The sequence below is a fragment of the Pelagerythrobacter sp. Soil_C_18 genome (genome assembly GCF_057657235.1).
The window spans coordinates 154,954-180,792 of the sequence record NZ_JBDGIU010000001.1; the positions used below are offsets into that span (position 1 = coordinate 154,954).

Annotated in this window: 17 protein-coding genes and 1 riboswitch; of the genes, 6 read left to right on the forward strand and 11 right to left on the reverse strand. The window is 63.7% G+C overall.

The features are described from left to right. Positions 1-4 precede the first annotated feature (4 nt). The 3 genes from metE to AC3A5N_RS00700 form a co-directional block, all read right to left on the reverse strand. Positions 5-2,317 carry a 5-methyltetrahydropteroyltriglutamate--homocysteine S-methyltransferase gene (gene metE, locus AC3A5N_RS00690; RefSeq protein WP_487735384.1) on the reverse strand — a complete coding sequence of 771 codons (2,313 nt, stop codon included), beginning with the start codon at positions 2,315-2,317 and terminating at the stop codon, positions 5-7. A 107-nt stretch (positions 2,318-2,424) separates the two neighbouring features. Then, a riboswitch (cobalamin riboswitch) is annotated at positions 2,425-2,629 on the reverse strand. A gap of 644 nt (positions 2,630-3,273) precedes the next feature. After that, positions 3,274-3,543 (reverse strand): hypothetical protein, encoded by a 270-nt coding sequence (locus tag AC3A5N_RS00695; protein WP_487735385.1) that lies wholly within the window; start codon positions 3,541-3,543, stop codon positions 3,274-3,276. Between the two features lie 174 nt (positions 3,544-3,717). Beyond that, positions 3,718-4,521, reverse strand: coding sequence for an AraC family transcriptional regulator (locus AC3A5N_RS00700; protein ID WP_487735386.1), 804 nt, complete (start codon positions 4,519-4,521; stop codon positions 3,718-3,720). 177 nt (positions 4,522-4,698) lie between these two features. Between AC3A5N_RS00700 and AC3A5N_RS00705 the strand changes: the two genes are divergently transcribed. Both AC3A5N_RS00705 and AC3A5N_RS00710 read left to right on the forward strand, forming a co-directional pair. After that, complete coding sequence (locus AC3A5N_RS00705; RefSeq protein ID WP_487735387.1) at positions 4,699-5,670, forward strand: alpha/beta hydrolase; 972 nt, start codon at positions 4,699-4,701, stop codon at positions 5,668-5,670. Continuing rightward, positions 5,667-6,677, forward strand: a complete 1,011-nt coding sequence (locus tag AC3A5N_RS00710) for a histone deacetylase family protein (protein WP_487735388.1) — start codon at positions 5,667-5,669, stop codon at positions 6,675-6,677. Before AC3A5N_RS00705 ends, AC3A5N_RS00710 begins: the two co-directional genes overlap by 4 nt. Here the strand turns inward: AC3A5N_RS00710 and AC3A5N_RS00715 are convergent, their stop codons facing one another. After that, positions 6,678-8,921 carry a TonB-dependent receptor gene (locus tag AC3A5N_RS00715; protein ID WP_487735389.1) on the reverse strand — a complete coding sequence of 748 codons (2,244 nt, stop codon included), beginning with the start codon at positions 8,919-8,921 and terminating at the stop codon, positions 6,678-6,680. A gap of 242 nt (positions 8,922-9,163) precedes the next feature. Here AC3A5N_RS00715 and AC3A5N_RS00720 point away from each other — a divergent pair, with 242 nt between their 5' ends. Both AC3A5N_RS00720 and AC3A5N_RS00725 read left to right on the forward strand, forming a co-directional pair. Further along, complete coding sequence (locus AC3A5N_RS00720) at positions 9,164-9,559, forward strand: hypothetical protein (protein WP_487735390.1); 396 nt, start codon at positions 9,164-9,166, stop codon at positions 9,557-9,559. Between the two features lie 82 nt (positions 9,560-9,641). Next, the gene (locus AC3A5N_RS00725) at positions 9,642-10,274 is read left to right on the forward strand and encodes an FMN-binding negative transcriptional regulator (protein ID WP_487735391.1); all 633 of its coding nucleotides are present in this window, start codon (positions 9,642-9,644) and stop codon (positions 10,272-10,274) included. 337 nt (positions 10,275-10,611) lie between these two features. On the opposite strand, the gene AC3A5N_RS00730 is transcribed toward AC3A5N_RS00725, so the two are convergent. The 5 genes from AC3A5N_RS00730 to AC3A5N_RS00750 form a co-directional block, all read right to left on the reverse strand. Beyond that, on the reverse strand, positions 10,612-12,150 hold the full coding sequence (locus tag AC3A5N_RS00730; RefSeq protein WP_487735392.1) for an amidase: 1,539 nt from the start codon (positions 12,148-12,150) through the stop codon (positions 10,612-10,614). Further along, positions 12,147-15,389, reverse strand: coding sequence for an LpqB family beta-propeller domain-containing protein (locus tag AC3A5N_RS00735; protein ID WP_487735393.1), 3,243 nt, complete (start codon positions 15,387-15,389; stop codon positions 12,147-12,149). The genes AC3A5N_RS00730 and AC3A5N_RS00735 overlap by 4 nt, the downstream gene beginning before the upstream one ends. 11 nt (positions 15,390-15,400) lie before the next feature. Further along, on the reverse strand, positions 15,401-18,136 hold the full coding sequence (locus tag AC3A5N_RS00740; RefSeq protein WP_487735394.1) for a TonB-dependent receptor plug domain-containing protein: 2,736 nt from the start codon (positions 18,134-18,136) through the stop codon (positions 15,401-15,403). Between the two features lie 144 nt (positions 18,137-18,280). Then, positions 18,281-19,954, reverse strand: a complete 1,674-nt coding sequence (locus AC3A5N_RS00745; RefSeq protein WP_487735395.1) for an amidohydrolase — start codon at positions 19,952-19,954, stop codon at positions 18,281-18,283. A 189-nt stretch (positions 19,955-20,143) separates the two neighbouring features. Then, positions 20,144-21,250: an ornithine cyclodeaminase gene (locus AC3A5N_RS00750; protein WP_487735396.1), complete on the reverse strand. Its 1,107-nt coding sequence runs from the start codon at positions 21,248-21,250 to the stop codon at positions 20,144-20,146. Positions 21,251-21,444: 194 nt separating this feature from the next. Between AC3A5N_RS00750 and AC3A5N_RS00755 the strand changes: the two genes are divergently transcribed. Next, the gene (locus AC3A5N_RS00755) at positions 21,445-21,855 is read left to right on the forward strand and encodes an Lrp/AsnC family transcriptional regulator (RefSeq protein ID WP_487735397.1); all 411 of its coding nucleotides are present in this window, start codon (positions 21,445-21,447) and stop codon (positions 21,853-21,855) included. 175 nt (positions 21,856-22,030) lie between these two features. On the opposite strand, the gene AC3A5N_RS00760 is transcribed toward AC3A5N_RS00755, so the two are convergent. Together AC3A5N_RS00760 and AC3A5N_RS00765 are read right to left on the reverse strand one after the other, a co-directional pair. Next, positions 22,031-23,326, reverse strand: a complete 1,296-nt coding sequence (locus AC3A5N_RS00760) for an MFS family transporter (RefSeq protein ID WP_487735398.1) — start codon at positions 23,324-23,326, stop codon at positions 22,031-22,033. Beyond that, complete coding sequence (locus tag AC3A5N_RS00765) at positions 23,323-24,744, reverse strand: CaiB/BaiF CoA transferase family protein (RefSeq protein WP_487735399.1); 1,422 nt, start codon at positions 24,742-24,744, stop codon at positions 23,323-23,325. The genes AC3A5N_RS00760 and AC3A5N_RS00765 overlap by 4 nt, the downstream gene beginning before the upstream one ends. On the opposite strand from AC3A5N_RS00765, the gene AC3A5N_RS00770 reads away from it, so the two are divergent. Beyond that, complete coding sequence (locus AC3A5N_RS00770) at positions 24,703-25,680, forward strand: LysR family transcriptional regulator (protein ID WP_487735400.1); 978 nt, start codon at positions 24,703-24,705, stop codon at positions 25,678-25,680. The genes AC3A5N_RS00765 and AC3A5N_RS00770 overlap by 42 nt on opposite strands. The last annotated feature ends 159 nt before the right edge of the window (positions 25,681-25,839 follow it).

The window sequence follows — 25,839 nt, forward strand, 5'->3', positions numbered from 1 at the left end:
TACATCAAGCTCCCACTTGCGCCTGCGAACGCAGCTTCCGCGCCGCCCCAACCATCGCCGCGATCGCCGGCTTCACCTCTTTCCAGGCCCGCGTCTTGAGACCGCAGTCCGGATTGACCCACAGCTGCGCGGAACGAAGGTGGGTCTGCGCCAGGCGCATGAGAGCGACCATCTCGTCCTCGTCCGGCACGCGAGCCGAGTGGATGTCGTAGACCCCCGGCCCGATCGCGCCGGGATAGCGATACTGCGCGAAGGCCTCGAGCAGCTCCATCTGCGAGCGTGCCGTCTCGATCGAGATGACGTCGGCGTCCATCGCCCCGATCGCGGGCAGAATGTCGTTGAACTCCGAGTAGCACATGTGCGTGTGGATCTGGGTCGCGTTCCCCACGCCCGCTGCGGCGAGGCGGAAGCAATCGACTGCCCAATCCAGGTAGTGCTGCCACTCGCGTCTGCGCAGCGGCAGCCCTTCGCGCAGGGCTGCCTCGTCGATCTGGACCGCCTTGCATCCCGCCGCTTCGAGATCGAGGACCTCGTCGCGAATGGCGAGCGCAATCTGACGGCAGGTTTCCTCGCGCGGCTGGTCGTCCCGGACGAAGCTCCAGTTGAGGATCGTCACCGGACCCGTGAGCATGCCCTTGACCGGTTTGTCAGTCAGATCCTGCGCATAGCGCCACCAGTCGACCGTCATCGGCGCGGGCCGCGATACGTCGCCGTAGAGGATCGGCGGACGCACGCAGCGCGATCCGTAGCTCTGCACCCAGCCGCTGACGGTGAAGGCGAACCCCGCGAGCTTCTCGCCGAAGTACTGCACCATGTCGTTGCGCTCGAATTCGCCGTGGACGAGCAGATCGAGCCCCACGTCCTCCTGCCAGCGGATCGCCCGCTCGGTCTCGGCCCGCAGGAACGCCCCGTAGGCCGCCTCATCCATCGCGCCGCGCTTGTACTCCGCGCGCGCTTTGCGAACCTCGGGCGTTTGCGGGAACGAACCAATGGTGGTGGTTGGTAAGGCGGGCAACGCGAGCACATCAGCCTGCACACGGGCGCGCTCCGTATAGCTCGCGCCACGCTCGCGCATCGCAGGTGTGAGCGCAGCGACGTGCGCGCCTACCGCGGGATCATGGATCCGCGTCGACAGACGTCGCGCCGCGACCGCTTTTTCGGCCACCGCAAGGTCCTCGGCCACTGCCTCGCGGCCGCTATTCAGCGCACGCTTGAGCAGATCGAGCTGCTCGATCTTCTGCACCGCAAACGCGAGCCATTGCCGCACTTCTTCGTCCAGTCTCGTCTCAAGCGCGAGATCGACCGGCACGTGGAGCAACGAACATGAAGGCGCGAGCACGAGATCACGTTCCGTCGCAAGTGGCGCGAGCCGGTCAATCAGGCCCGCGATATCCGTCCGCCACACGTTGCGCCCGTCGACGACGCCCAGCGACAGAAGGCGGTCCTCCGGCACCGCCTCGACCACTGCGCCCAGTTGATCGGGCGCGCGGACGAGATCGACATGGAGCCCGGCGACCGGAAGCGATGCCGCCAGCCCGAGATTATCCCCCAGGCCGCCGAAATAGGTCGTCAGCATCAGCTTCGGGCCGGCGCCGGCCAGCTTGGCATAGGCGCGGGTGAAGGCGCGCCGCTGACGTTGGGACAGATCGGTGACCAGGATCGGCTCGTCGACCTGCACCCATGCGGCGCCCGCCTGCGCGAGCAAGCCGAGGAGGGTGGCGTAGTGCCCGAGGACATCGTCGAGGAAATCGAACGGATCGACGCCGCGGCCCTTGGCGAGGCTGAGCCAGGTGATGGGACCGAGCAGCACCGGACGAGTCTCGAATCCTTGTGCCCGGGCCTCGCGGTATTCCTCGAGCGGCTTGAAGTGGCAGAGCCGAAGTGCGCAGCCCGGTTCGATCTCGGGCACGATGAAGTGGTAGTTGGTGTCGAACCACTTGGTCATTTCGCCGGCGGTGACGCTCGCGGGTGCCTTGCCGCAGCAATCGCCGGTGCCCGCCGCGCCCCTCGCCATCGCGAAATAGGTTTCGAGGCCGGCAGGCCCTCTCCTCTCGCCATCGTAGCGCGCCGGAATAGCCCCGAGCATGATGCTGGTGTCGAGCACGTGATCGTAGAGCGAGAAGTCGTTGGAGGGCAGCCAGTCTGCGCCAAGCCCGCCCTGGCGGGCCCAGTTGGCACGGCGCAGGCCGGAGGCGGCCTCTTCGAGTTCCGTCTGGGTCATCGTCCCGGCCCAGAACTTCTCGAGCGCGAACTTGAGTTCGCGGCGGGGACCGATACGCGGAAATCCAAGTGTAGCAACGGTGACGGTCATCTTCATAGAACCCCGATGAGGACGGGGGAACCGATCGGGCACGCACGCCGGACGCGCCGCGGGAAGTCCGGCCGCGCGCCATGCAAGCGACCAGACCGGGCACCCCGCCGGTGGACGTTATCGCGTCGGAGGCAGGTCTCCTGGCTCGCGGGTCACCGCAGACAGTCAGGCCTTCCCGGCGGAAGTCCGCCAGTGGCACATCTCGACTGTCTGCTCGCCGCTTACAGTTGCGGGGGCAGCGCCGGCATCGCACCGGCTTCCCGTCTTAGCTCCGGGACGGCAATGGCCGCCGCGGAGAACCTCGACACGCGCCTACTCGGAGGTCTGCTCCGCGAAGTCAAGAGGCATATAAAGATATCTTTATATCCAGATTGCTCGTGCAAGGCCGCCGAGCCAGCCGCTCCGCTGCGGGCGTGGCGCCGGTTTCTCGTCAGCCCGAGCCTATCCGCTTCGTCCGATTCATATCTCGCCCCGTCGCGCCACCGGGAGCCTTTGTGCGATCCGTCCGTCCACGCGTCACCAGGGGACGTTGCAAACTAAGGACGGTCAATGAAGATCATGTCAAACTCGCTGCTTACCAAAGCTTCGCTCGCGCTGGCGCTCGCTGTGGGCGGAACCGCGCTCCAGGCCCAGGACACTGACACGCCTCCGCCGCCCGCTCCGGAAGAGCCTGTGCCGGCGGAACCCGCACCGGAACCTGCGCCTGTTCCGACGGATCCAACTGCTGAACCCACGAGTGAGCCGGTCGACGCGGATGGCGATGGAATCGACGATGTGACGGGCGAACCGGTCCCGCAAGACAGCGACGCATCACCGGACCCCCAATAGCCTGAGGGGCGGCCGGGGCTGCTCGGTCGAATCTCACGCAAGGGCGGCGGCAGATCCGCCGCCCTTGTGCCATCAGCCTCATTGCATTGCGCCGGAGCCAAGCAACGCGGAACGTTCACCAGTTTGGATTGTCCTCAGCTCGCCGAACCTGGGGGCTGCGGCGGCACCTGCGGCTCACGCAGATGGGGATACTGCGTCAGGAATCGCTCCTGGGCCTGAGGCGAACCGACGACATAGATTTCGCCCGCGCCGCAGGCCTGCTGCAAGGCACGCTTGCGGTCCTCGTCGATGGCCGCGCTCGCCGGGCCTGCCCAGCTCATATCCTCGCCGATGCGCGCGAGCGTCTGTCCGCTGACCGGGTCGCGCAGGATGACATAGGCGGAAGGGTCAACGTCGAGCCCCATCTCCGCGTGGGACCATGCAAGCTTATCCGCGGGCTTGCCATAATACAAGCACCCGAGCCCACCTACACCTCCGGCGTAGGTGTGCTGCCACCCTCGGCACAGGCCCGTACGCGTGCGTGTCGAAGCATTATCGGCGCTGCCAACAGCCTCGTTGGGTCATGGCTAACCTTCGCTTCAACCCCGGATCGCTCCGCTCTCTTGGCCCTGATGGTCATCCAGAGGCGGACGCAGATACTGGCTCGGCGCCGCCCCAAATGCGCGTCGGAACATCGAAGCGAATCCACTCGTGCTCTCATAGCCCACTTCGAAGGCGACCTGCGTGATCGGCCTACCAGCGGCTAGCAGGGAGAGCGCCTCCATCAGCCGCACCTGCTGACGCCATACCGCGAGACCCATCCCGGTCTCGTGCTTGAAACTACGCGTCAGCGTGCGGCGCCCCATACCAGCAATCTTCGCCCAGTCGTCGAGGTCACGCGGATCGGATGGATTGGCGAGGATAGCATTGCACACCCGCAGCAACCGGTGATCCGAGGGCATCACGACCTGATATGGCGCATTGGGCATCCGTGCGATCTCGGCGAGCAGCAGGGCGATGATCGCGCCCTCGCGGCCTTGGAGATCGTACAGCGGCGGGAAGTCCACAGCTTCGAGGATCAGCGCCCGCAGCAGGTTCGAGACCTCGAATACGCGGCAAGCGGCGCGGGCGTGTTCGCCGCCAAGGCGCAAGTAGAGGGTGCGCAGCGAGACGGGCCCGCGGCAGGCTACCTCGTGCTCCATTCCAGCCGGCAGCCACACAGCGCGCTGAGGGGGTATGACGAAGCTCACATCGCGCGTCCGGACCGCCATCACACCCGAGGAGGCATAGAGGATCTGGACGTGATCGTGTCTGTGCATGGCGTCGACGAACCCGGCCGGATATTCGTCGCGCAGGGCGATCACCGGACGGTCGTTCAACAGCACTTCGTCACTGCGTCGCATGGCCCATTCCTGACAGACTGCGCCCGATTGCACCAGTATGGCCAGGTTCGCGGCGCCGCAACGGCCGACAGGCCGATGGCCTGTCTCCAGCGCTCATTGGCCCGAAATCATCGGCTCCATTCGCGGTCGACCGGCTATGTCTATCGAGCAAGCTTCGGACAAAGAAGGAAAAGACACGTGCCCACCGCCCCCGAGGCCAAGACCGACGATCCGATCGATCCGGATATCCGCCGTTTCGTCGACGCGATCAACGCGGCCTATGCGAGCCATCTGGGACGAGCGAACGAGGGTATGGCTGCGCGCCGCGAAGTTGCCGAGCTGGTGCGAGAGAAGTGGCGCAGCGGCGGGCCGATAATGGCGGAGAGCCGAGAGCTGGACATGGGCGGCCTGCGCTTGCGCCTCCACCGGCCGAGCCTGGCCGAAGCGCTGCCTGTCATGCTCTACGTCCACGGGGGTGGCTGGACTCTGTTTAGCATCGACACCCATGACCGGCTGATGCGCGAATATGCCGCGCGCGCCGGCATCGCGGTGATCGGCATCGACTACAGCCTCGCGCCCGAAAGCAAGTTCCCCACGGCGCTGGAGGAAGTCGCCGATGCGCTTGACTGGATCGCCGAGCGGCCCAGCGAGCTCGGGATAGACGCCGATCGCATATTCGTGGGCGGCGACTCTGCGGGCGCGAACCTTTCCGTCGCGGCCTGTCTTCTGCGGCGCGAACGCGGCCGGCCGCGGCTGGCGGGCATGGTTCTCAATTACGGCGCGTTTGCCGCCGAGGCGACCGACAGCTATCGCCGGTTCGACGGGCCGCTTTTTTCCCTCGAGGCCGCCGAAATGGACCAGTTCTGGGAGAACTACGTCCGCAGTCCGGATGACCTCGTCAACCCGCTCGCCGCGCCGTTGCACGGCGATCTGCACGGACTGCCACCAGCATTTCTGGCGATCGCCGAGTGCGACATCCTCGCAGATTGCAATCGGGCGTTGGCGCGGAAGCTGGTGGCCGCAGCCGTTCCGGTAGAGGCGGTCACCTACGAACGCGCCACCCATAGCTTTCTCGAGGCCATGTCGATCGCGCCGCTTGCATCCGCGGCACTCGACGATCAGGCAGCTTGGATAGCGAGAATAGTGGATCAGGTAGAGCACGGAACATGAGGTTCTTCTTCGACCATCGGCAGACCGAACACGCACCCGAGCGGGAACTGCATAACGGCGACTGGCTGACCTATTCGGAAAGCCCGCAGCGCATCCTCTCCATCCTCGACCGATTGGCCGAATACGAACCGGTCAGCGATCATGGCATCGCGCCGATCCTGGCGGTCCACGACGAAACCTATGTCGCGTTCCTGCGCTCGGCTCACGCCGACTGGCTCGCAGCGGGCCGCGCAGGCGACGCAATCGCTTATACCTTTCCCGTTGTCGGCCGCCGTCCCCTACCGCTCGACCGGATCGACGGACGCCTCGGCGCCTATAGCTACGACGCAGGCACACCGGTAGCGTCGGGCACATGGGAGGCGGCATACTGGTCCGCGCAGACCGCGTTGTCGGCACTGGGCGCGCTTGCCGCCGGTGAGCGCCGCGCTTTTGCCCTCTGCCGCCCGCCCGGCCACCATGCGGGCCGCGATTACATGGGCGGCTATTGCTATCTCAACAATGCCGCGATCGCCGCACGCCAGGCACAATCGCTCGGGCTAGGCCCGGTCGCGATCCTCGACATCGATTACCATCACGGAAACGGGACGCAGGACATCTTCAGCGACGATGGCGACGTGTTCTTCTGCTCGATCCACGCCGATCCGGTGACCGACTACCCCTTCTATTGGGGCCACGCCGACGAAACCGGCATAGACGAAGGGGCCGGAGCAACGCTCAACCTGCCTCTGCCCCGCGGAACGGGCGGCAGCGCCTATCTGCAGGCGCTCGGCGCGGCGCTCGATGCGATTTCTGTGCGCGACCCGAAGTTGCTTGTCCTGTCCTTCGGCGCGGACACGCACGCGAGCGATCCGATCTGCTTCTTCGATCTCGACCGCGACGACTTCCACGCGATCGCAAATCGTATCGCAGCGCTCGATGTTCCGGTGCTGATCGTGATGGAGGGCGGATACGCGGTCGGCGACCTGGGCCTCAACGTATCCGCCTTCCTGTCCGGCTTTTCGGCTTGATCAGTTCAGGTCGAACCGCAGACTCGCGCCGACCGTGCGCGGGCGCGTCACCGAGCCGGCGAACTCGAACGGCGCGTTAAGGATGCCATAGGTGTTGGTGATGTTCTTCACGAACACACCCAGGTCCAGACCGGGCGAGACCTCGGCCGAGGCGTTGAAGTCGAAGATGTTGTAGTCGCCCTTCTCGAGCGTCGCCCCGAAAGCGACGGGCGCTTCCGAAACGTAACGGTGTGAGAAGCCGAAACGAGGCCTGAGCGGTGCGTCCGCGAAGTTGAATTCGAGCCGGTTGGCGATCGTCCACTCCGAGGCGCCCGGCAGGCGCGAGCCCTCCGAATATCCGCCGCCCGGCGCGAAGCTGTCGGGCAGCATCTCAGAAAGGCGTGCGTCGTTGTAGCTGATGCTGGTGCCCAGATTCACGAAGTCGACGGGCCGCACGTTGATCGCCGCTTCGAAGCCGTCGATCTCCGCACCGCCGCCGTTGGTGGTGTAGGCGTCGAAATCGACCGGCGTGAACAGACGAACCTGAATGTCGTTCCAGTCCATGTGATAGGCGGTCAGATCGATCGTCACCCGCTCCTGCGCACCCGTGATCCTAAGGCCCACTTCGTAATTCGTCGTGTTGTCGCTGTCGAACGTCAGCGGGGCGCCGGAGGCTACCGCGTAGACATTGGTCCCGCCGATCCGGAAGCCTTCCGAATAGAGGGCGTAGATCATGAAGGTGTCGTTGGGCGTGTAGGTGACCGAGACCTTCGGGATGAACCCGGATTCCTTCTTCTCGCCCGGCTGATAGTCGAACGGCGGGATCAACTCCGCGTTGGGCAAGAACTGCAGGCGCGGGCTCGAGCGGTATTCGAACAGCCGGCCGCCCACGGTGAGCTCGAGCACATCGGCAATGGTGTAGGAGCCTTCGCCGAATAGCGCGATTTCCTGCACATCGTTGCTGTTCACGGTCCGTTGGAGGAAGTCGTTCGGTGCGATCTCGCTGCTCGGCTGCCCGTCGAACTCGCCGGGATTGGCATCGATGTAGTCGCCGATCCCTTCGAGGTAGGCGTGATCGGTCCCTTCGGACTCGAGCTTCGTGTAGTTTGCGCCGACCAGCCACTCGAATGGCCCGGCGCCGTTGGAGACAAGGCGAAGCTCCGCATATCTGGTTTCCGACGTCCCGGTCGAGCCCGAGAGTTGCGGCGTCCCCGTGCGCGGATCGATGCCGAGGAAGACGGAGTCGTCGAGCGCGAGATCGTTCTCCTTGCGCACGTAGCTGCCGAGTGCACTGAACGTGGCAAAGCCCAGATCCTGCTCCAGCCGCAAGCTGTGGAGCTGAAATTCAGTATCCTGATATTCGGGAACGTTGGTGTTGCGCTCGTATGTCTCCGGGTCGTCGCCGAACAGGACATAGGTCTGATCGTCGAGGTCGTATTCTTGATACATGCTGAGCGCCGATACAGTGGTCGTATCGGTGGGGGTCCATACAATGGAGCCGCGCAGCCCGCGCACCCGCAGGTCGTTACTGCCGTCGATGCCGGTGCCAATATTGTCGAGATGGCCGGCGTCATACCGCTGCAGCGCCACGACGCGCACTGCGAGTTTGTCACGCACGATCGGCACGTTGATCAGGCCCTTGACCGCGTAGTTCGCCTCCCCCGCGCGCTTGGTGCTCGACAGGATACCTTCGAATCCAGCGTCGAGCCCTGCCGGGTCGGCCATCTCGGCGACATAGTTGATCGCACCGCCAAGCGATGAGGAGCCGAACAGCGTCCCCTGCGGTCCGCGCAGCACCTCCACCCGCTCGAGATCGAAGGTGTCGACATCGGGGATCGCGAGCGGAAAACCCGGTTCGATCAGCGGGATCTCATTGAGGTAATAGCCGGTCGTGGCCTGATTGGCCTCGTGATAGGTGGTCGATGCCACACCGCGGATCACAACTTCCGAGACGCCGGGCTGGTAGTCGTTGAACACCACGCCGGGGACCCGGGTGACATAGTCCGACAGGCTCTGCGCATTCAGCTCGTCGAAGTCCTCGGCGGTCACCGCTGAAATGGAGCCGGCGATTTCCCGCAGCGACGCCTCCCGCTTGGTCGCTGTCACGATGATTTCCGTGCGACTTGTCGCGTCCGTGGCAGGCGCCTGCGCCTCCGGCTGTGCCTGCGCCTCCGGCTGTGCCTGCGCCTGGGCCGAGGCCGCCGTGCCAAGGGCCAGCAGCGAGATGCCGACGGCGATTGTGGTCCTGGCCGATAGGAAGGTCATCGCGGGTGCTCCCTGAGTGCTTTTCTGTCGCACGATCAGGCTATCATCTTCGCGCGCGCCAGCGGTGGCAGTCGGGCCAGTTATCCGAGTGATCGGGCCACTTGGGTCACTCGCATGTCATATCCAGCGTCTAGTGCGCCCCCCTTTGGCCCAATCGGTGGACTGGGTGACCCGTTCCGCGCGGTGACCTCTCGCGTCTTGCATATGCTGCGGCCACCGGCGACTGGGCAGAGGAAGATTTCATGAACAGGTCCGTTCACCTGCCCCAGCGGCTTCCTTGCGGGCGTCGCCCCGAGCCCTCTGGTGGCTGGCGCGCCTGGTGCGGCCTTGGCTCACACCGCGCGGCGGGTGGCCTGCGGCCCGATATCGAGCCCCCGCATCCGCCTCGCAATCCGCACCGATTCGAGCAGCTCGGCCGTACGCGCGACGACCGCGTCTCGTATTGGGAGCCCGCGAACCAGGTGGCACAAGTGCGCCACCTCCCGACATTGGATAATCCGGCGATGCCGATGGCTGATATGTATGCAGGCCATCAGGGCAGCGCAGATGTCCGTAGGCAGTTCAACGAAATGGCGCTGTTCTGGGCGTTCGCCGCGCATTGCGTGAGCGGATCGGCTGACACGCCCATAGCGTCCTGACGAGGTAGAAAAAGGCATGTCCCGCAGCAAGAGCAGCGATATGAACGCGCACGAGAGCGACGAGTCCGTGAGGGAGCAAGGCATGACCAAACGGGGTCCGTTCGACCGCTTCACGCATGCAGACGTGCGCGTGCTGATCGAGGAGTACCCACTTGCATGGGTCATCTCACCACACAGCGGCGCGGCGAGCCTCCTGCCGCTGGTGGGGGAGTTTGACAACGAGAACCGGCTGACGGCGCTGATCGGTCACTTCGGTCGTCGTAATCCGCTGGAGCAGGCATTCACTAAGCAGGCGCGCGCATTGATCCTGTTCAACGGGCCGCAGTCCTACGTTTCGAGCGAACTGGCTGTGCGCGCCGATTGGGCCCCGACCTGGAGTTATGCGCAGGTGAGCATTGAGGCCAGCGTCGCCCTCGAACCCGAGCGGACCGACGCTGCGCTGAACACTCTAGTGGAGACGATGGAGAGGCGCGCCGCCCAGCCCTGGCGGATTGCGGCATTGGGAGAGCGCTACCCTGAGATGCTGCGGCAGATCGTCGGCTTCAGGGCAAACGTCAACCAAGTCGGGGGTCGCTTCAAGCTGGGGCAGGACGAAGACCTGGAAACGCTGCGCTCCATCATCGCTGGAACCAGCAATCCGGCGCTCGCTCGGTGGATGGTGCGGTTCAATCGCGAGCGATTGGCAGACGAGCAGCCTGATGCCACTGCCACGTAACGGCGTCCACGTGACCGGCGGCCGCCGCTGGCGCGGTGCGAGGTCGAGCTATGCTCCGAAGTCGCGACCCTTGCGGACATCTCAACGGAGGGCGCGAGCGCGATGGCGGCGGTCGCGGCGACTGGTTCGATGCCGGGGATGGTCATCAGCCTGTGTCGCACCTCACCCTCCTTTGCCCACCGCGCGATCTCTCGGTTGAGTTCAGATATCTGCTTGTAGAGCTCGGCCGTCGCCGCAGTCTATGTGCGTGTATTCAGATCAATATAGGAGCGGCTACGGTGCAAGTTCTGGATGCTTTTGCATCGCGAACCCTGTTTCGAATTGAATACTTAGTGTCTCATAGTCTGAGCACAGGGGGCAGGGTTCGCCCGATCCAGGGCGAAGCCTGCTCATAGGCATGGCCGACCTGTAGCACCGCCAGGTCGGCATGGGTCGGCCCGATGATCTGCATTCCAATCGGCAGATCGTGCGCACCGCCGAATCCCGCGGGCACCGACAACGCCGGCAGACCGGCCATCGTCACGGGCAAGGTCACCTCCATCCAGCGGTGATAGCTGTCCATGTTGTGCCCGGCGATCTGGGCCGGCCAACGCAGTTCGATGTCGAACGGAAAGACCTGTGCGCTCGGCAGAACGAGGAAGTCGAACGTCTCGAACGCCTTGCGGAACGCCTCGTAGATCCGCGTACGGCCTATCTGCGCCTCGGTAATCTCGACGGCGCTGAGCTTGCGATAGCCCTCCACCTCCCAGATCGCTTCCGGCTTCATCATCGAGCGCTGTCCGGGCTTGTCAGCGAAGGGGAGCAGATCGGCACCGACCGACCAATGGCGCAGCGTCACCGCGGTCCGCCACATTGCCTCCGCCGGCTCGGCAAGCTTCGCTAAATCTACGGTCATGCCGATCGCTCCAAAAGCGTGCAGCGCCTTCTCGCAGGTTTCGAGCACGCCCCGCTCCATCGGCAGGGCGCCGCCCAAGTTGCGCAGCCAGCCGATCCGCTTGCCCTTCCAATCGCGACCCAACGGCTTCGTGAATATCGACGGATCGTCCTTGAGCGAGAAAGGCACGCGAGGATCGGATCCGGCCTGCACCGAAAGCAGCAGCGCGACATCCTTCACCGTTCGCGCCATCGGGCCGGAGGTGGCGAAGGTCTGGCCGAATATATCGCTCGATGGTGCCGACGGCACCCGGCCGAATGCCGGCCGAAAACCGAAGATATTGTTCCATGCCGCCGGATTACGCAGCGAGCCGCCGAAATCGCTGCCGTCCGCCAGCGGCATCATCCGCAACGCCAGCGCCACCGCGCTTCCACCCGAGCTGCCTCCCGCTGACTTGCGTGGATCAAAGGCGTTGCGTGTCGTGCCGAAGACCGGGTTGAAGCTGTGCGAGCCGAGCGCGAATTCCGGCACGTTGGTTTTGCCGGTGAAGATCGCGCCGGCCGCCCGCATGCGCGCGACGACGAGGGAGTCCGCCGTCGCAATATTGTCGCGCAGCAGCGGCGAACCTTGGGTGTGCGCAATGCCGCGTGCCGGGGCCGTATCCTTCACGGCATGGGGAAAACCGTGCAGCGGCCCGCGAAATCGGCCTCCCGCGGCCTCCTCGTCCTGCGCCGCGGCTTCGTGCAGCAAGCGATCGCCATCCACGCGGGACACGATAGCATTAAAGTGCGGGTTGAATGCGTCGACGTGGGCGAGATGCGCAGCCATGAGTTCGCGGCTTGACAGATCGCGCCGCCGGATCGCCGCCGCCAGATCGACGGCCGGCATGGCCAGGATATCGCTCCGGAGCGTGGTCGCGGCGCGCGCGTCGCGGCTCATGGTCTGACCGGCAATCGCCACGGCCGGGGCCGCTGCGAGCAGCGCGCGCCGCGTGATATTCATTGTCGATCCTCCACCGCTGGGCTCGGCCGCCCCCTCGTAAACCAGGGTTCGGGCAGCGCACGATGGCGCGGCCATTGCTCGGCCAGCGTTCCGGCGTCATAGATCCGGCCATTCTTCATCACGCGATCGATCGCCGCTGCATTCTCAATCCGCTCGAGCGGATTGGCGGACATGATCAGGATGTCGGCATATTTGCCCGGCTCTAGGCTGCCTATCTGGCTTTCGCGCCCGATCACCTCGGCGCTGTCGAGTGTCGCGGCACGCAATATTTCATGCGGCGTGGCGCCCCCCTCGGCATAGGCGCGCATCTCGTAGTGATAGCCCAGACCCTGGATCACCGCATGGCTGCCGATCCCGATCAGTCCGCCGGCACGGCGGATGCGGATCGCGTCAGCGGCGAACGAGGCTACCGAGCGGTCCATCGGCGCCACCCAGGTGCGCCCGCGCATCTTGGTCTCTATAATCCCCGAAGGCACGAAGCGGCGAAGCTTGGCGTCCTCGTCGATTGCGCCCGCGATCACCTGATTGTCGAATGGCGAGAAGCCGCCATAGAGCACGCCGAAGGTTGGGGTGTAGCCGATCCGCGTCTCAGCGTAGAGGCGTACGACATCGTCGCGAAGCGGCGAGATCGGCAGATTATGCTCATTCCCTGCCATGCCGTCGATCGCGTGAGTGAGGTTCAGGTTGAAGTCGCTCGCGCCCTCCGTCGTCGCCATCATCCCCATTTTGCGCGAGGCATCGACCACCAGTTTCCGCTGGGTGCGGTTGCCGACCAGATAAGCTTTGAGATTGTGCGTGCGGTAGTAGTCGCGATAGCGGGTGAGCACCGCGGCCGCTTCTTCGGCCGAATTGATTTCGCTGTTCACGAAAATGCCCGGCCCGGTCGAGAAGGCACGGGGTCCCACCATGACGCCGGCGTCGATCATGTCTTGATAGCCGAACACGTCGATAGTGAACGGCTGGACGTCGAGCCCGCTGGTCACGCCGTAAGCGAGGTTGGCGAGCAGGCTCCAATGATTCGCCTCGAGTACCTTGCGCGGCAGCTCGAACCAATGAGCATGGGTATCGACGAAGCCGGGGGTCAAGTATTTTCCGGTGACATCGAGGATCGTTGCGCCGGCGGGAATTTCGACCTCGCCGGTCCTGCCCACTGCCGCGATGCGATTGTTGGTGACGACGACGTCGGCGCCCGCGATCACCTCGTTGCCGCGCATCGTGATCGCCGTGCCGCCACGCAGCACCACCGTGCCCTTAGGCACATCGCGCGGCAGCTCGACCACCGCCTCGACGGTTGCCGCCTGCTTCTCCGCCGCACCCTTGGGTAGCGACGCGGCGCGATCGAGATCAATCGTACGAACGGTCGAGCCGAGCGACCACAGCAGGGTGCGCCCGTCGCGCGACCAATCGAGATAGTCGGCGCCGATGTCGGTGAGTCGCACCGCCGAGATTGCAGGACGCGAGAGCTCTAGCGACGGTGCATCAGCGGTGAAAGCAGGCGGCGCGTTGACTAACCAAGCCTGCGAGGCCGCCTTGACCAACAGCCGCGTGCCGTCCGGGCTGACGCGGATATCCTCGGGGGGGGTCTGGATTGCCGAGAAATAGCGGTTGGAATTGGGCACGCGCAGGTCGACGAGCTTGCGCGGTGCGCCGCCCGTCACCGGTACCGCCTCGACCGAGGCGCCAGTGGTGTAGCGCAGCCACTTGCCTTTGGCATCGAACGACAGCGCCTTGACGCCCGATTTGCTCAACACGATGTGCGGCTCCCCGCCCGCGAGCGGCACCATCACGATGTCGGTGGGCCGGTTGGGCGCGAGATCGGATGCGGATTGCAGCCGCTCCAGCGCGTTGGCGCGCAACACCGCTACCGAGCGCCCGTCGGGTGAGACAGCGGGTTCGCTGTAGAAGGCGGAGGCGCGCAACAGCCGACGTGGCTTACCCCCCGCGGCGGAAATCGACCACAGCGCGCCACCCTCGCCGCTCCATGTCACATAGAAGAGTGAACGACCATCCGGTGACCAGGAGGGTTGGAACGCCATCCCCTCAACCCCCGACACCGCGCGCGGCGCACCGCCGGCGCGATCTTGGATATAGAGCTTGCCCAGCGCGGCAAATGCGATGCATCTCCCGTCTGGCGACAGGCGCGGCGCCTGAATCACGCGCACGCGCACCGGGCCGGTCTCGTCGGGTACTTCAACGCGCGTATTCGGGCGCACCGCCAGATCGACCGGTGCGGTGAACGGCACCGGCGTGCGCTTTCCGTCGGCGAGCGCGATGCGCACAAGCTTGCCGGCGATTGCGGTCAGCACCTGGCGATCGCCGGGCATGAAAGCGACGCGCGGCACGAGATCGTTGTAATAGCCGCCCATTTGGCTGTCCGGATCGACCGGGAAGCTGAGCCAGCGGTCGTCGCCGGTTTCGAGATTGCGGACGCGAAGGCCGGTCTGCGCGCCCCAGCGGCTGGCATAGACGAGCAGCTTGCCATCATGCGATAGCGCCGGGCGCATTGCGGCGCCGGGAGAAGTAATGATCCGCTCGTCGGCGCCGGTCGACAGCTCGCGGCGGACGATTTCCCAGTGCGGCAAATTCTTGTCAGACCACAGCGCACCGGTCTTGCGCGCGAAATAGAGATAGTTGCCGTCGGGCGAAGCTACCGCGCCCATCACGTTGACGCGTTCGTCGTGGCGCTCGGTGCCGTTGGGCCGCGCCTGAGTCACCTTGATCCCCGCACCGCCGCGCGGGTCATAGGCATGTAGCTCAAAGGCTAGGATATTGTGAATCGTCCGCGACACATGGACGAACCGCCCGTCGGCCGACCAGGACGGTGAGGTGTAGATCGCCGGCTCGGTATCGGCTGACAGTTTGCGCGCGTCGCTGCCGTCGGCATTAGCGACCCACAGGTTGGCGGCGCCCGACTTGTCGGAGATGAATGCGATCTGCCTGCCGTCGGGCGAGAAGACCGGCTGCGTCTCGAACGCATCGCCCGCCAGCAGCGGGCGCGCCATACCACCGGCGATGTCGAGCGCATAGATATCGCCGAGCAGGTCGAACAGGATCGTCCGCCCGTCCGGTGATATGTCGGGGGCGATCCACGTACCCTCCTGCGCGTCGAAGCGCATCCGCTCGGCCGCGGATGCGGTCGACGCGGCGGGAACGGAAGGCTCCTGCGCAAGGCCGGGGGCGGCGGCGAACGCTACCGCCCCTGCCACGGCGGAACGAACCAGCAGGCCAGGCCGCTTCAACACTCCTCCCCTCACAGACGGACGCGGGCACCGACGGTCACGAACCGACCGACCGTATCGTAGAAGGGTGAGAAGAGCGACGCGATCGGAGGATCCTTGTCGAACAAATTCGACACATTGGCATAGACATCGATCTCCCGGCTTCCCCACTCGACCGTCTTGCTGAGATGAAGATCGACATAAGTATAGGCCGGAACCCGGTTGTTGGTGATGTTCTGGTTCCGGTTATAATAGCCGGGCGCGATGTGGCGCGCACGAACTACGGCGTTGAAGCCGTTGTCGGCATAGCCGATGCTGCCGTTGATCCGCCAGTCGGGCATCCCGGTTACGAAAGCGTAGCTGGTGTTCTTCACATATTCGATTTTGTCGATACCGTCATCAATGCTGAGGCTGTTCACCCAGGTGCCGACCAAGCGGAAGCTGAGCCGCCGCGTCGGATCGTCTCCGAGCGAGGTGGCGTAGGCAATCTCGCCGTCCACGCCGTTGGTGTGGTAGCGCTGGAGATTGACCGAGTTGGACTGCACCCGGATCAGGTTACCGCCTGCATCACGGAACACGCGGGCGCACAGTTCTTGATTGCCGTTGCGGCAGCGGTTGACCAGGTCTTGCGCCCCAACCGACGAGATGACGCCATTGATCCTGATGTCGTAATAGTCGAGCGATGCGGTCAGCCCGCGCAGCGGCGAGGTGGTGACGCCGGCGGTCCAGGTGTCTGCCTCCTCGGGCAGCAGGTTGGGATTGCCGCCACCGTTGATCAGCACATTTACGGTCTGGCTTACGTTGGTTACCGGGTTCACGTCGACGATGTTGACGTAGCTGATCGTTTGAGTGCTGTAGAGTTCGCTGAGGCCAGGTGCGCGAATATCGCGCGAGCGCGTGACCCGGCCGATCACTCCGGGAACGAACTCGTTCGTAGCGCCAAGCTTCCACGACCAGATGCCGCCGCTGTTGCGATAATCCGAATAGCGCACCGCGCCGTTGAACTCGAGATTGTAGAAGAATGGCACGTCCCTGAGCAGCGGGATTACCACTTCGCCGAAAGCTTCCTTGACCGAATCCTTGCCCGCGAGCTCTCCGAACTGGAAGGTAGTGAAGGCGCGTGCGCGATCGAGCGGGCCGGATACCGAGCGGATCGATTCCCAGCGGCCCTCGACACCGACCGCGATGGACATAGGACCTGCCCACAGGTCGAACGGCTCACCGCGCAGGCTGACGCCAAACGTGTCGAGCTTGGTCGTCGCGCGCGACTGCGGCGTGCCGGTGACATAGGCGATCGCCTCCGCCGAAGGTGCGCCATGGCCGAACAGATTCAGCGGCACGCAGTTTGTGGAAGGGTCGGTAAGCGCGACGCGGCAGACCGGCGTCCCGTCCGGGCCAATCACCGAATCCACCGCATTGGCGAACTCGCTGGTCAGGCGGAACCCGGGAGTGTCGATGTTGTTCTGATACTCGCCGTGGCTGTAGTAGAGGCCGTATCGCCACTTGCCGCCTCCAAAGCTGCCGTCGAGCGCGATCGTTCCCTGATAGGTTTCGCGCTCCAGATCGATCGTGGTGTACGAGAGATCAATATTGTACCGGCCCATCGTGAAGCTGGTCTCGCCCGCCGCGTCGAGTTGTGCCTGGATTTCGGGTCGCAGGAAGGCATTGTCACGCTGGATCGTGATATTGCCGCGATTGTGGTCCCCGAACCAGATATAGTTGCCCCAGTAACGCGAATAACGGCCTTCAAGCGTCAGCTTTGCGTTGTCGAACACCTCGTAGGAAACATTGATCAGGCCAGCGACGCGTTTTTGCGGCGTGGCGAGCGGGCTGTACTCGTCGTCCGACGGCGCTTCGCCGCCGATCATGCTGCTTACGCCGGAGACAGGATTGTCGACGCCAACTTTGACGCCCAGCGCCGGAGTACGCAGCGATCCGTCCGGATTGAAACCCCTGTCCTTGAGAACGCCCGAGGTGATGATGCCGCCGATGAACGCGTTTCCGTAACCGACGTCCGGCGTCAGCGTAGACACACCATCCTGCGTGATCAGCGACCAGCGTCCGGTATTTTCGCGTGCCGTCTTGGTCATCAGGCCGTCATTCTCGAGATATTCGCCGCCGACCATAAAATGACCGCGGCCTCCCCCGAAATCGGTGCCGAATGCGGCTTCAAGCCGACGCTGGCCGGCATCGCCGTAGGTTGAGATGCCTGCCTCGGCGCCCAGCTTGAAGCCCTCAAGGTCATGGTCGAGCAGGATATTGACGACGCCAGCGACGGCGCCCGACCCCCAAGCCGCCGACGCACCGCCGGTTACGATATCGACATTCTTGACCAGTACCGAGGGGACGGTGCTGAGGTCGTTATCGCTGGAGAAGCGGCGGCCGTCGAGTAGTACCAGTGTGCGCGCCGCACCAAGGCCGCGCAGGTCGACCGGCATGCGACCTGCTTGGGCATTGGTGCCCGAGGTCTGCGGCGACTGGCCCGCCTTGAACTGCGGTAGATCCGCCAGCGCGGCGCCGACATTGGCGCGGCTTGCGATGCTCAGTTCCTCCGCGTCCACGCGCAGCAGCGGTGTCGGCGATTCGAAGCCAGGCCGATCAATGCGTGTGCCGGAAACGACGATTTCCCTTTCTTCCGCGACGGCCGGCGGCGTATCCTCACTCGTCTGCGCGAAGGCGGGCGTCGTGCTAAAGGCGGCACCCACGAGGGCCGATGTGCCGAGAATGGCGCCCCGGAACGTCGCGCTCCACAAGTCGATCTTGGTCATGTTTCACTCCCTAATTTCTGTACGTAGCTTGCCGCGCCCATTTTTGGGTCGTCAGCGATCGGACTTGTTCTCCTGCTTAAGCGAACTCCTGTAGATGCGTCGCAAAAGGACCGTTGAAGGACGTTGCCGGAACCAATCGGCCCGTCAGGCTTCGGAACCGGCGTATCGCTCGATCCCATCGACAAAGGTCCGGAGCACCTTCGCCTGTAGATATTCGGATGAGGGCACCGTCAGCAGATCGCGATCGAACACGGCGAGATCGGCAAGATAGCCGGGCGCAATCCGCCCGAGCCGGTCTTCCTGGAACCCGGCATAGGCCGCAGTGCGGGTATAGGCGATCAGCGTCTCCTCGATGCCCACGCGTTGCTCCGGATGCCATCCGCCCGGATTGGCGCCGTCGATTGTCTGGCGCTGCACCGCAGCATCGATCCCGGTCAGCGGGTCGAGCGGGGCCACCGGCCAGTCCGAACCGAAGCAGGTCGCGACCCCGGCATCGAGCAGCGACTTGAACGCATATGTCCGGTTGAGCCGCTCCTCGCCGATCCGCTTCACCGCCCAGCGCCCATCGTCGGCTGCATGATAGGGCTGAACCGAGGCGATCACCTTCTGCCGCGCCATCTTCGTCCAAGCGCCGGGCGTGAGGTGCTGGGCATGCTCGATGCGAAATCGGCGGTCGCGCGCGCCATTTCGGCGCGCCGCATCGGCGAAGATGTCGAGCACCGTGTCGTTGGCCTCGTCGCCGATCGCATGGACGGTCATGTTGAGTCCGGCGGCGTCCGCGGCGGGGATCCACTCGCGCATCGTCTCGACCGGCACGGACCACACGCCGCGCTGATCGGGAGCGTCGACATAGGGCTCATAGAACCGCGCCGTCCGCGCGCCCAGCGACCCGTCGGACACGCATTTGAGCGCCCCCCAGCGCACCCAGTCGTCACCGCGGCCCTCTGCCTCGACTAAAGCCGCCAACCTCTCCCAATCGCCGAGCGGCACCATCGAATAGAAGCGCAGGTCCGTAGGCCCTGCGCGGCGCAGACGGCGCACCGCATCCTGCACCGACCAGTCGACTTCAGTGTTGTGAACCTGCGCGACTCCCTTGCTCAGCGCATGGCGGATTCCGCCGCGGATGCGTTCGTCGATCATCGCCTCGGTCAGCGGCGGAATGATCTTCAACACGCCGTCGCGCGCATTGTCCTTGAGCACGCCGGTCGGTTCGCCCTTGGCGTCGCGCTCGATCACGCCCCCCTCGACATGCGGCGTGTTACGGTCGATTCCGGCGATCCTGAGCGCTGCCGAGTTGAGGAACAGCGAGTGCAGATCGGTGCGCGGAATTGCGATCGGGCGGTCGCCGGTCACGCCATCGACCCACGACCTCTGGGGGAGTTCGCCGCCCCAGCGCTGTTCATCCCAAGGGCCACCTGTGAGCCATTGCCCGGGGCGCAATTGCTGGACGGCCGCGCCGATCCGCTCGACGAACTCGGCTCTCGATTTGACACTGAGAAATTCGGGTTTCTGCAGAAAGTTCGAACCGCGCAGGAAATGGGTGTGGCAATCGATGATGGCGGGCATCACAAACGCGCCCTTGAGATCGATGATCTGCGTGCCCGGCCCACTCGCCGTCCGCACAGCATCCGCGCCCAGCGCGGCGATTCGGCCGCTGGCAATCCCGACCGCATCGCTTCGCCCGCCGCGCTCGCCGGTCCATACCCGGCAATTGATCAGCGCGATGTCGAGGCGCCGCGACGCCGCGAGCAGCGGACCGCAGAGAAACGCCGCTGCGGCGGTTCCAACGAAAGCACGGCGATCGATCGAGATGGGCATCAGGTCGTGCGACTCCCGTTAGCGAAAACCCTGGGCGATTTTATTTCATACGTGTGACGCCACAGTCATTGCGCAACCTGCACATGAGCGCGGTAAAATATTAAGGCAAATGTAGTGCCGGCATTGGCATTTTGATGCGCGTTGGGAAATGACGACGAAATTTCGCAACAGAGCGTTTGGAGGTCGACCTCATGAGGACGAGGGTGGGGCCACAGTACCACGGCCTTGCGTTACTCCGCCGGAGAAGTCCGCCGGAACGGCGGCGCGATTGTCCGGCGTGATGGGGGTTGCTATCAACCCGAACAGATCCCGCGGATCGCCCGGCGCCGTAATCAGGTCGAGCGTGCGCCCGCCGCCAGTCTCGGCCGCGAGGTCGCGCAGCAGTCGAAGCGCCGCGAAATCCTCGACCGCGAAACCGACCGAGTCGAACAGCGTGATCTCATCGCGCCGCGTCCGCCCGGGCGCTTCCCCGGCGATGACTCGCCACAATTCGGTCACTGGGAAATCGGCGGGCATCTGCTGAATTTCGCCCTCGACGCGGGTTTGTTCGGCCAGTTCCACGAACACGCTGGCACGCGCCAATATGTCCCGGTGCAATTCGGTCTTACCCGGACAGTCACCGCCGACGGCATTCAGATGCATGCCGCTGCCGACCATATTGTCCGACAAGATTGTCGCATGCGACCTATCAGCGGTTACCGTCGTGACAATATTGGAGCCTATCACTGCGGCGCCGGGTTCTTCGCAAACGGTCAGGTCCAAGCCGCGCCCGGTCATGTTGCGGACGAACTTTGCAGTCGCCTCCGGATCCGGATCGTACACTCTCAGTCGTTCGACTCCCAGAATCGTTCGGAACGCGATTGCCTGGAACTCCGACTGCGCGCCCAGTCCGATGATTGCCATGCCGCGCGCATCGGGAGGCGCGAGGTGCTTCGCCGCGAGCGCGGACATCGCCGCCGTCCGCAGCGCAGTCAGAATCGTCATCTCCGAAAGGAACACCGGATATCCAGTCGCGACATCGGCCATCAGTCCGATTGCGACCACCGTCTGCAGCCCCACCCGGTGGTTGTAGGGATGGCCGTTCACATATTTCACGCTATAGAGCGCATCGTCCTGCGTGGGCATCAACTCGATTACGCCACAGCGACTGTGGCTCGCCAGTCGAGGCGCGCGTTCGAACTGCTCCCAGCGGCGGAAATCGTCCTCAAGATAGGCGGCCATTCGCCGCAGAGCGGCATCAATCCCCACCCGCTCAAGAATCTGCTTTATCTCGGGCACGCCGACGAACTGCACCATTGCCGCCTCCTATCCTCGCCGGCGATGCTAGGGGGCGTCGGCGCGCAAATGACAGGGCCAGACTGCGCAATCTATCAAACGGATTCGTGCACCTTGTCGCGTTCCTTCAGGCATTGTGCGAATTTGCTGCGTCCAAGAAACTTGGACCGTGACAAGGGTCGAAAGACGAGTCTAAACTGATCGCGATGCACAACATGGACAATCTCGACCGTCGCCTGATCGCCGTATTGCGTGAGGACGCGCGGATGCCGATCACCCGATTAGCCGATGTGCTCGGCATCTCGCGGACGACTGCTCAGGTGCGGCTCGACCGGCTCCTGGAGAGCGGCACGGTCCTCGGCTTCACCATCCGAGCTCAGCATGCGGAAGACAGCCTGCGGGCGATCATGATGATCGAGATCGAGGGCCGTTCGACGACCGCGGTCATCAAGCGGCTACGCGGTTTCCCGGAGATCGTTGCGCTGCACACGACCAATGGCGGCTGGGATCTCGTCGCCGAAATCATCGCCGCGACGCTCGTCGATTTTGACCGCATCCTGCGCGAGATTCGGCAGGTCGAAGGGGTGCTCAACAGCGAGACGAGCCTGCTGCTTAGCAGTCTCTAGAGAGACCCGAAAATGGGTTGGATGCCGCTGGTCAGCGCCGGTGCGAGCCGCCAAGGGCGAGTATCCACGTTCCGTTTAATTTCGGCTGTCCAAGCTCCGTGCGAACGATGCAGCTTTCGGGATCACCACGGATCACCCGTGGAGGCGCAGGCATTACCTTTGTGCCGAAAACAATTTACAATCGTCCTTCGCGGCTCGGCTCGGGCATCACAAGGGCAGTTATGAAAGCAACACCGGCGGCGAATGCCACGTACCAGTAGAATGCGCTCTCGAAGCCTAGTTGCTTACATAGCAAGGCAACCCACTCTGCCGTGCCACCGAAAATAGCTGCGGCGACGCTGTGCGCAAAACCTACACCGAGTGCACGAACGTGCGCTGGGAAGAGTTCGGCTTTGAACAGTCCGCTTACCGATGTGTAGAAGCTGAGGATTAGCAGTGCTGCGACTACCAAGGCGAAGGCCCCGCGGGGCGTCGTTCCTGCGTTCTCAAGCATCGACAGGAGCGGCACGGCTGCCAGTGTCATCATGCCGGAAAAGATAAGAAGACATGTCCGCCGTCCGATCGTATCCGAAAGCCGGCCGATGATAGGCTGCAACAGCATGAAGACGATGACCGCGCCAGTCATCACGCCGCTCGCCGTCTGCGCGCTCATGCCGGATGTGTTGACGAGGAATTTCTGCATGTACGTGGTGAAAGTGTAGAGGCAGATTGCGCCGCTTGCACTTAGCGAAACGACAAACATCACTGATTTCGGATGTGCGGCAAGGGCCCGGAAGGTGCCGGCGTCGAGGTCAGGAGTTCCAACCTGCCCGGTCTCGTGCATATGGTTTCGGAAAAACAGAACGGTAAGCGCCAGCACTGCCCCGATCGCGAACGGTACGCGCCATGCCCACTCGCGTATTACCTCATCCCCCAGCGTCTGCTGAAGCACGACAAGCACAAGCAGCGCACTTAGTTGACCGCCGATAAGTGTGACGAACTGAAACGACGCAATGAAACCACGCCGGCCTTTTCGCGAAATCTCGCTCAAATAGGTCGCGGCGGCTCCATATTGACCACCTGTCGAGAATCCCTGGATGAGGCGGGCGATGAGAAGCAACAGCGGCGCGAATGCGCCCGCTTGCGCATACGTAGGCAGCACCGCGATCATGAGCGATCCCACGCCCATCATCAGCACCGAGACCACCATACCAGCTCGACGACCATTGCGGTCGGAAAACCGACCGAAAAACCAGCCGCCGAGAGGTCGGATAAGGAACCCTGCCGCATATATCCCTGCCACGTTGAGCAGCTGGGCCGTCCGGTCGCCTTCGGGAAAGAAGGCGGCGGCGAAGTAGAGTGATGTGAACGCGTAGACGTAGAAGTCGTACCATTCGATCAGGTTGCCGGCCGATCCAGCCACGACCGCCCGCACACGTTGGCCGACCGTCAGATCCTCAGTGGAGGACGGGTGTTGAGCAACACCAGTCATGTGCGGTCTCCCGAAGCGACGAGGGGTGGATTCGCGGACGCAAATAGGGCGCCGGTTGCAATAAGATCCTCGATCTCGTCGTCATCGAGTCCGCAATCGTGGAGCACTGAGCGACTATCCTGCCCCAAACCACCGGCTGGCAGGTCGGGCATCCGGTCGATGCCGCCGAAATCTACAGGTTGCGGAAGTGCGCGCCGAATACAGGACGGATACTTCGAGCTGACATCGAAGAAGCCTGTCTCGTTAAGATGGGGATCGCTTAATAGATCCTCGAGCAAATTCACTTCCGAGCATGGCACGTCGCGTGCCGCCAGCGCGGCAATCCATTCGGCAGTGGTTCGGTTCGGAAGCACTTCCGCCACCACGGCGTAAAGATGATCGATCCGCGACTGCCGCAAGCGTGCATCGTTGAACCAGGGTTCGGCCGATACGTCGGTCCGACCGACTTCAGTGAGAAAGCGACGCCACTGCTCGCCCGTATATGGCAGTACCGCAATCCAACCATCCGCGGTGCGGTAAGGCCGCCGGTCGGCGGCCATCACGCGGGGGTAACCCAGCGGGCCTGCATCGCAAAAAGTGGCCCCTGCGAGATGTTCGTTCAGAACGAATGATACCATCGCCTCGAACATTGGCACCTCAACCCGAAACGGCCCGTCCTGACCATTTCGGCGAGCAACTAGTGATGCCAACACCCCATAAACGACGTGAAGCGCCGCCACCTTGTCTGCGAGGATCGTGGGTATGAACTGCGGATCACCGCCCTTCTGGGTCGACAGGCCAGCCAGACCGCTTGCCGCTTGAATGATATCATCGAAGGCTGGACGGTCACGGTAGCGACCTCGTTGCCCAAATCCGATCGCTGCACAGTGGACAATGTGCGGATTGATTGCAGCCACCGACTCGAACTCAAGTCCAAGCCTGGTGGCTGCATCGGCGCGCATGTTATGAAGTAGTACGTCACTTCGCTCGATCAGGCGATGAAGCGTTGCACGGCCGCGCGGATGCTTGAGATCGAGCGCGATCATCCGTTTGTTGCGGTTATTATTAATAAATAGAGCGCCTGCACCGCCAGAGCTGGGATGCGACTCGCGCGCGACATCGCCGGTCAGCGGCTCAACCTTGATCACCTCGGCTCCGAGATCGGCCAGGATCTGCCCTGCATAGGGCCCGAGCACAACCGCTCCCACCTCCAGTACGCGGATACCTTGAAGCAACGGGGTCACGCTTGGGGCTCCCGCGGAAATTGCCTCGATGCTATGTTCATTTCCCCCGCCCTCTTTTGCTGCTCGACCGGCTCGTTTTTCCGGCGTCGGTTGGGGGCAAAGCGTAATCAAAGCCAACGATCGCTCAATGTCGTCGTTGATATTGGTCAATGCATGTCGCGCGACCACCAGTTGACGGGTCAACAGCGCGGCCATAACCCTCTCACGACAATGCGCCAGCGCCTTTCACTGTCCCAGCTCGAAGCGTTTCTGAAACTGGAGGCGACGACCAGCTTCCGAGATGCCGCTCTTGAACTTGGCGTTTCCCAGCCGGCGCTCAGTCGCACTATTCAGCAAATCGAAGCTCGGCTTGGTGTCCGCTTATTTGACCGGGATTCGCGGCACGTCCGGCTCACGATGGCGGGGGAGCGCCTGCGTCCGATAGCCGTGCGGTTGCTGAATGAGCATGAAGAGCTTTTCAGCGACTTTGAGGCGTATGTTGATGGGCGGGCCGGCTCAGTTCGGGTGGCCGCCCTTCCTTCTGTCGCTGCAACATTGTTGCCGGGCGCTGTACGCCGATTTCGAAAAACGCACCCTGGCGTCACCGTGGAAATCTGGGAAGATGTCGGCGCGCCGGTTCACTCTGTCGTCAAGGAAGGCGAGGCCGATCTCGGCATAGCGCCCCCTCCCCCGGAAGCGCGTGGACTGAATTTCCGAACTCTCTACCAAGACCGGCTGGTGCTTGCGTGCCGTACGGATGACGAACTTGCCTCCAGCGCCCGCCATGATTGGTCCGTTTTCCGGGAACGACCATTCATCGCCATGTCCACTGACACTGGCCTGCGCACTCTCATTGATCGCGCGTTCGCGAATGCGGAAATCGTCGTGGAGCCCCTGTTCAACTGCAAGCATCCCACCACAGCCGGCGCGCTCGTGGTGGCCGCGCAAGGGATCAGCGTCCTCACGCGGCTCACGATGGAACAGATCCGACTACCCGAGCTTACCTGGCGAGCGCTCGACGCGCCCGAGGCGTCCCGGCCGATCGGACTGGTCACCTGTCCGTCGCGTTCAATGATGAGTCCGACTAGGGATTTTATCCGGGATCTGGAGATAGAAGCGCGTGAATTCGCGCTGTCGTCGGATCAGCATTAATCCCCAATAGCGATCCGGAACCAGGACGTTATTGACCGATCACCTAATTGTCATTGCCGCCCGGCCGAGCTTCGGGCCAGTCTTCTCCATCCGTACCGCCGCTGAGGTCACGGATCACCGCCACGGCAAAATGCCGGCGGATTTATTGGGGAGGACGAA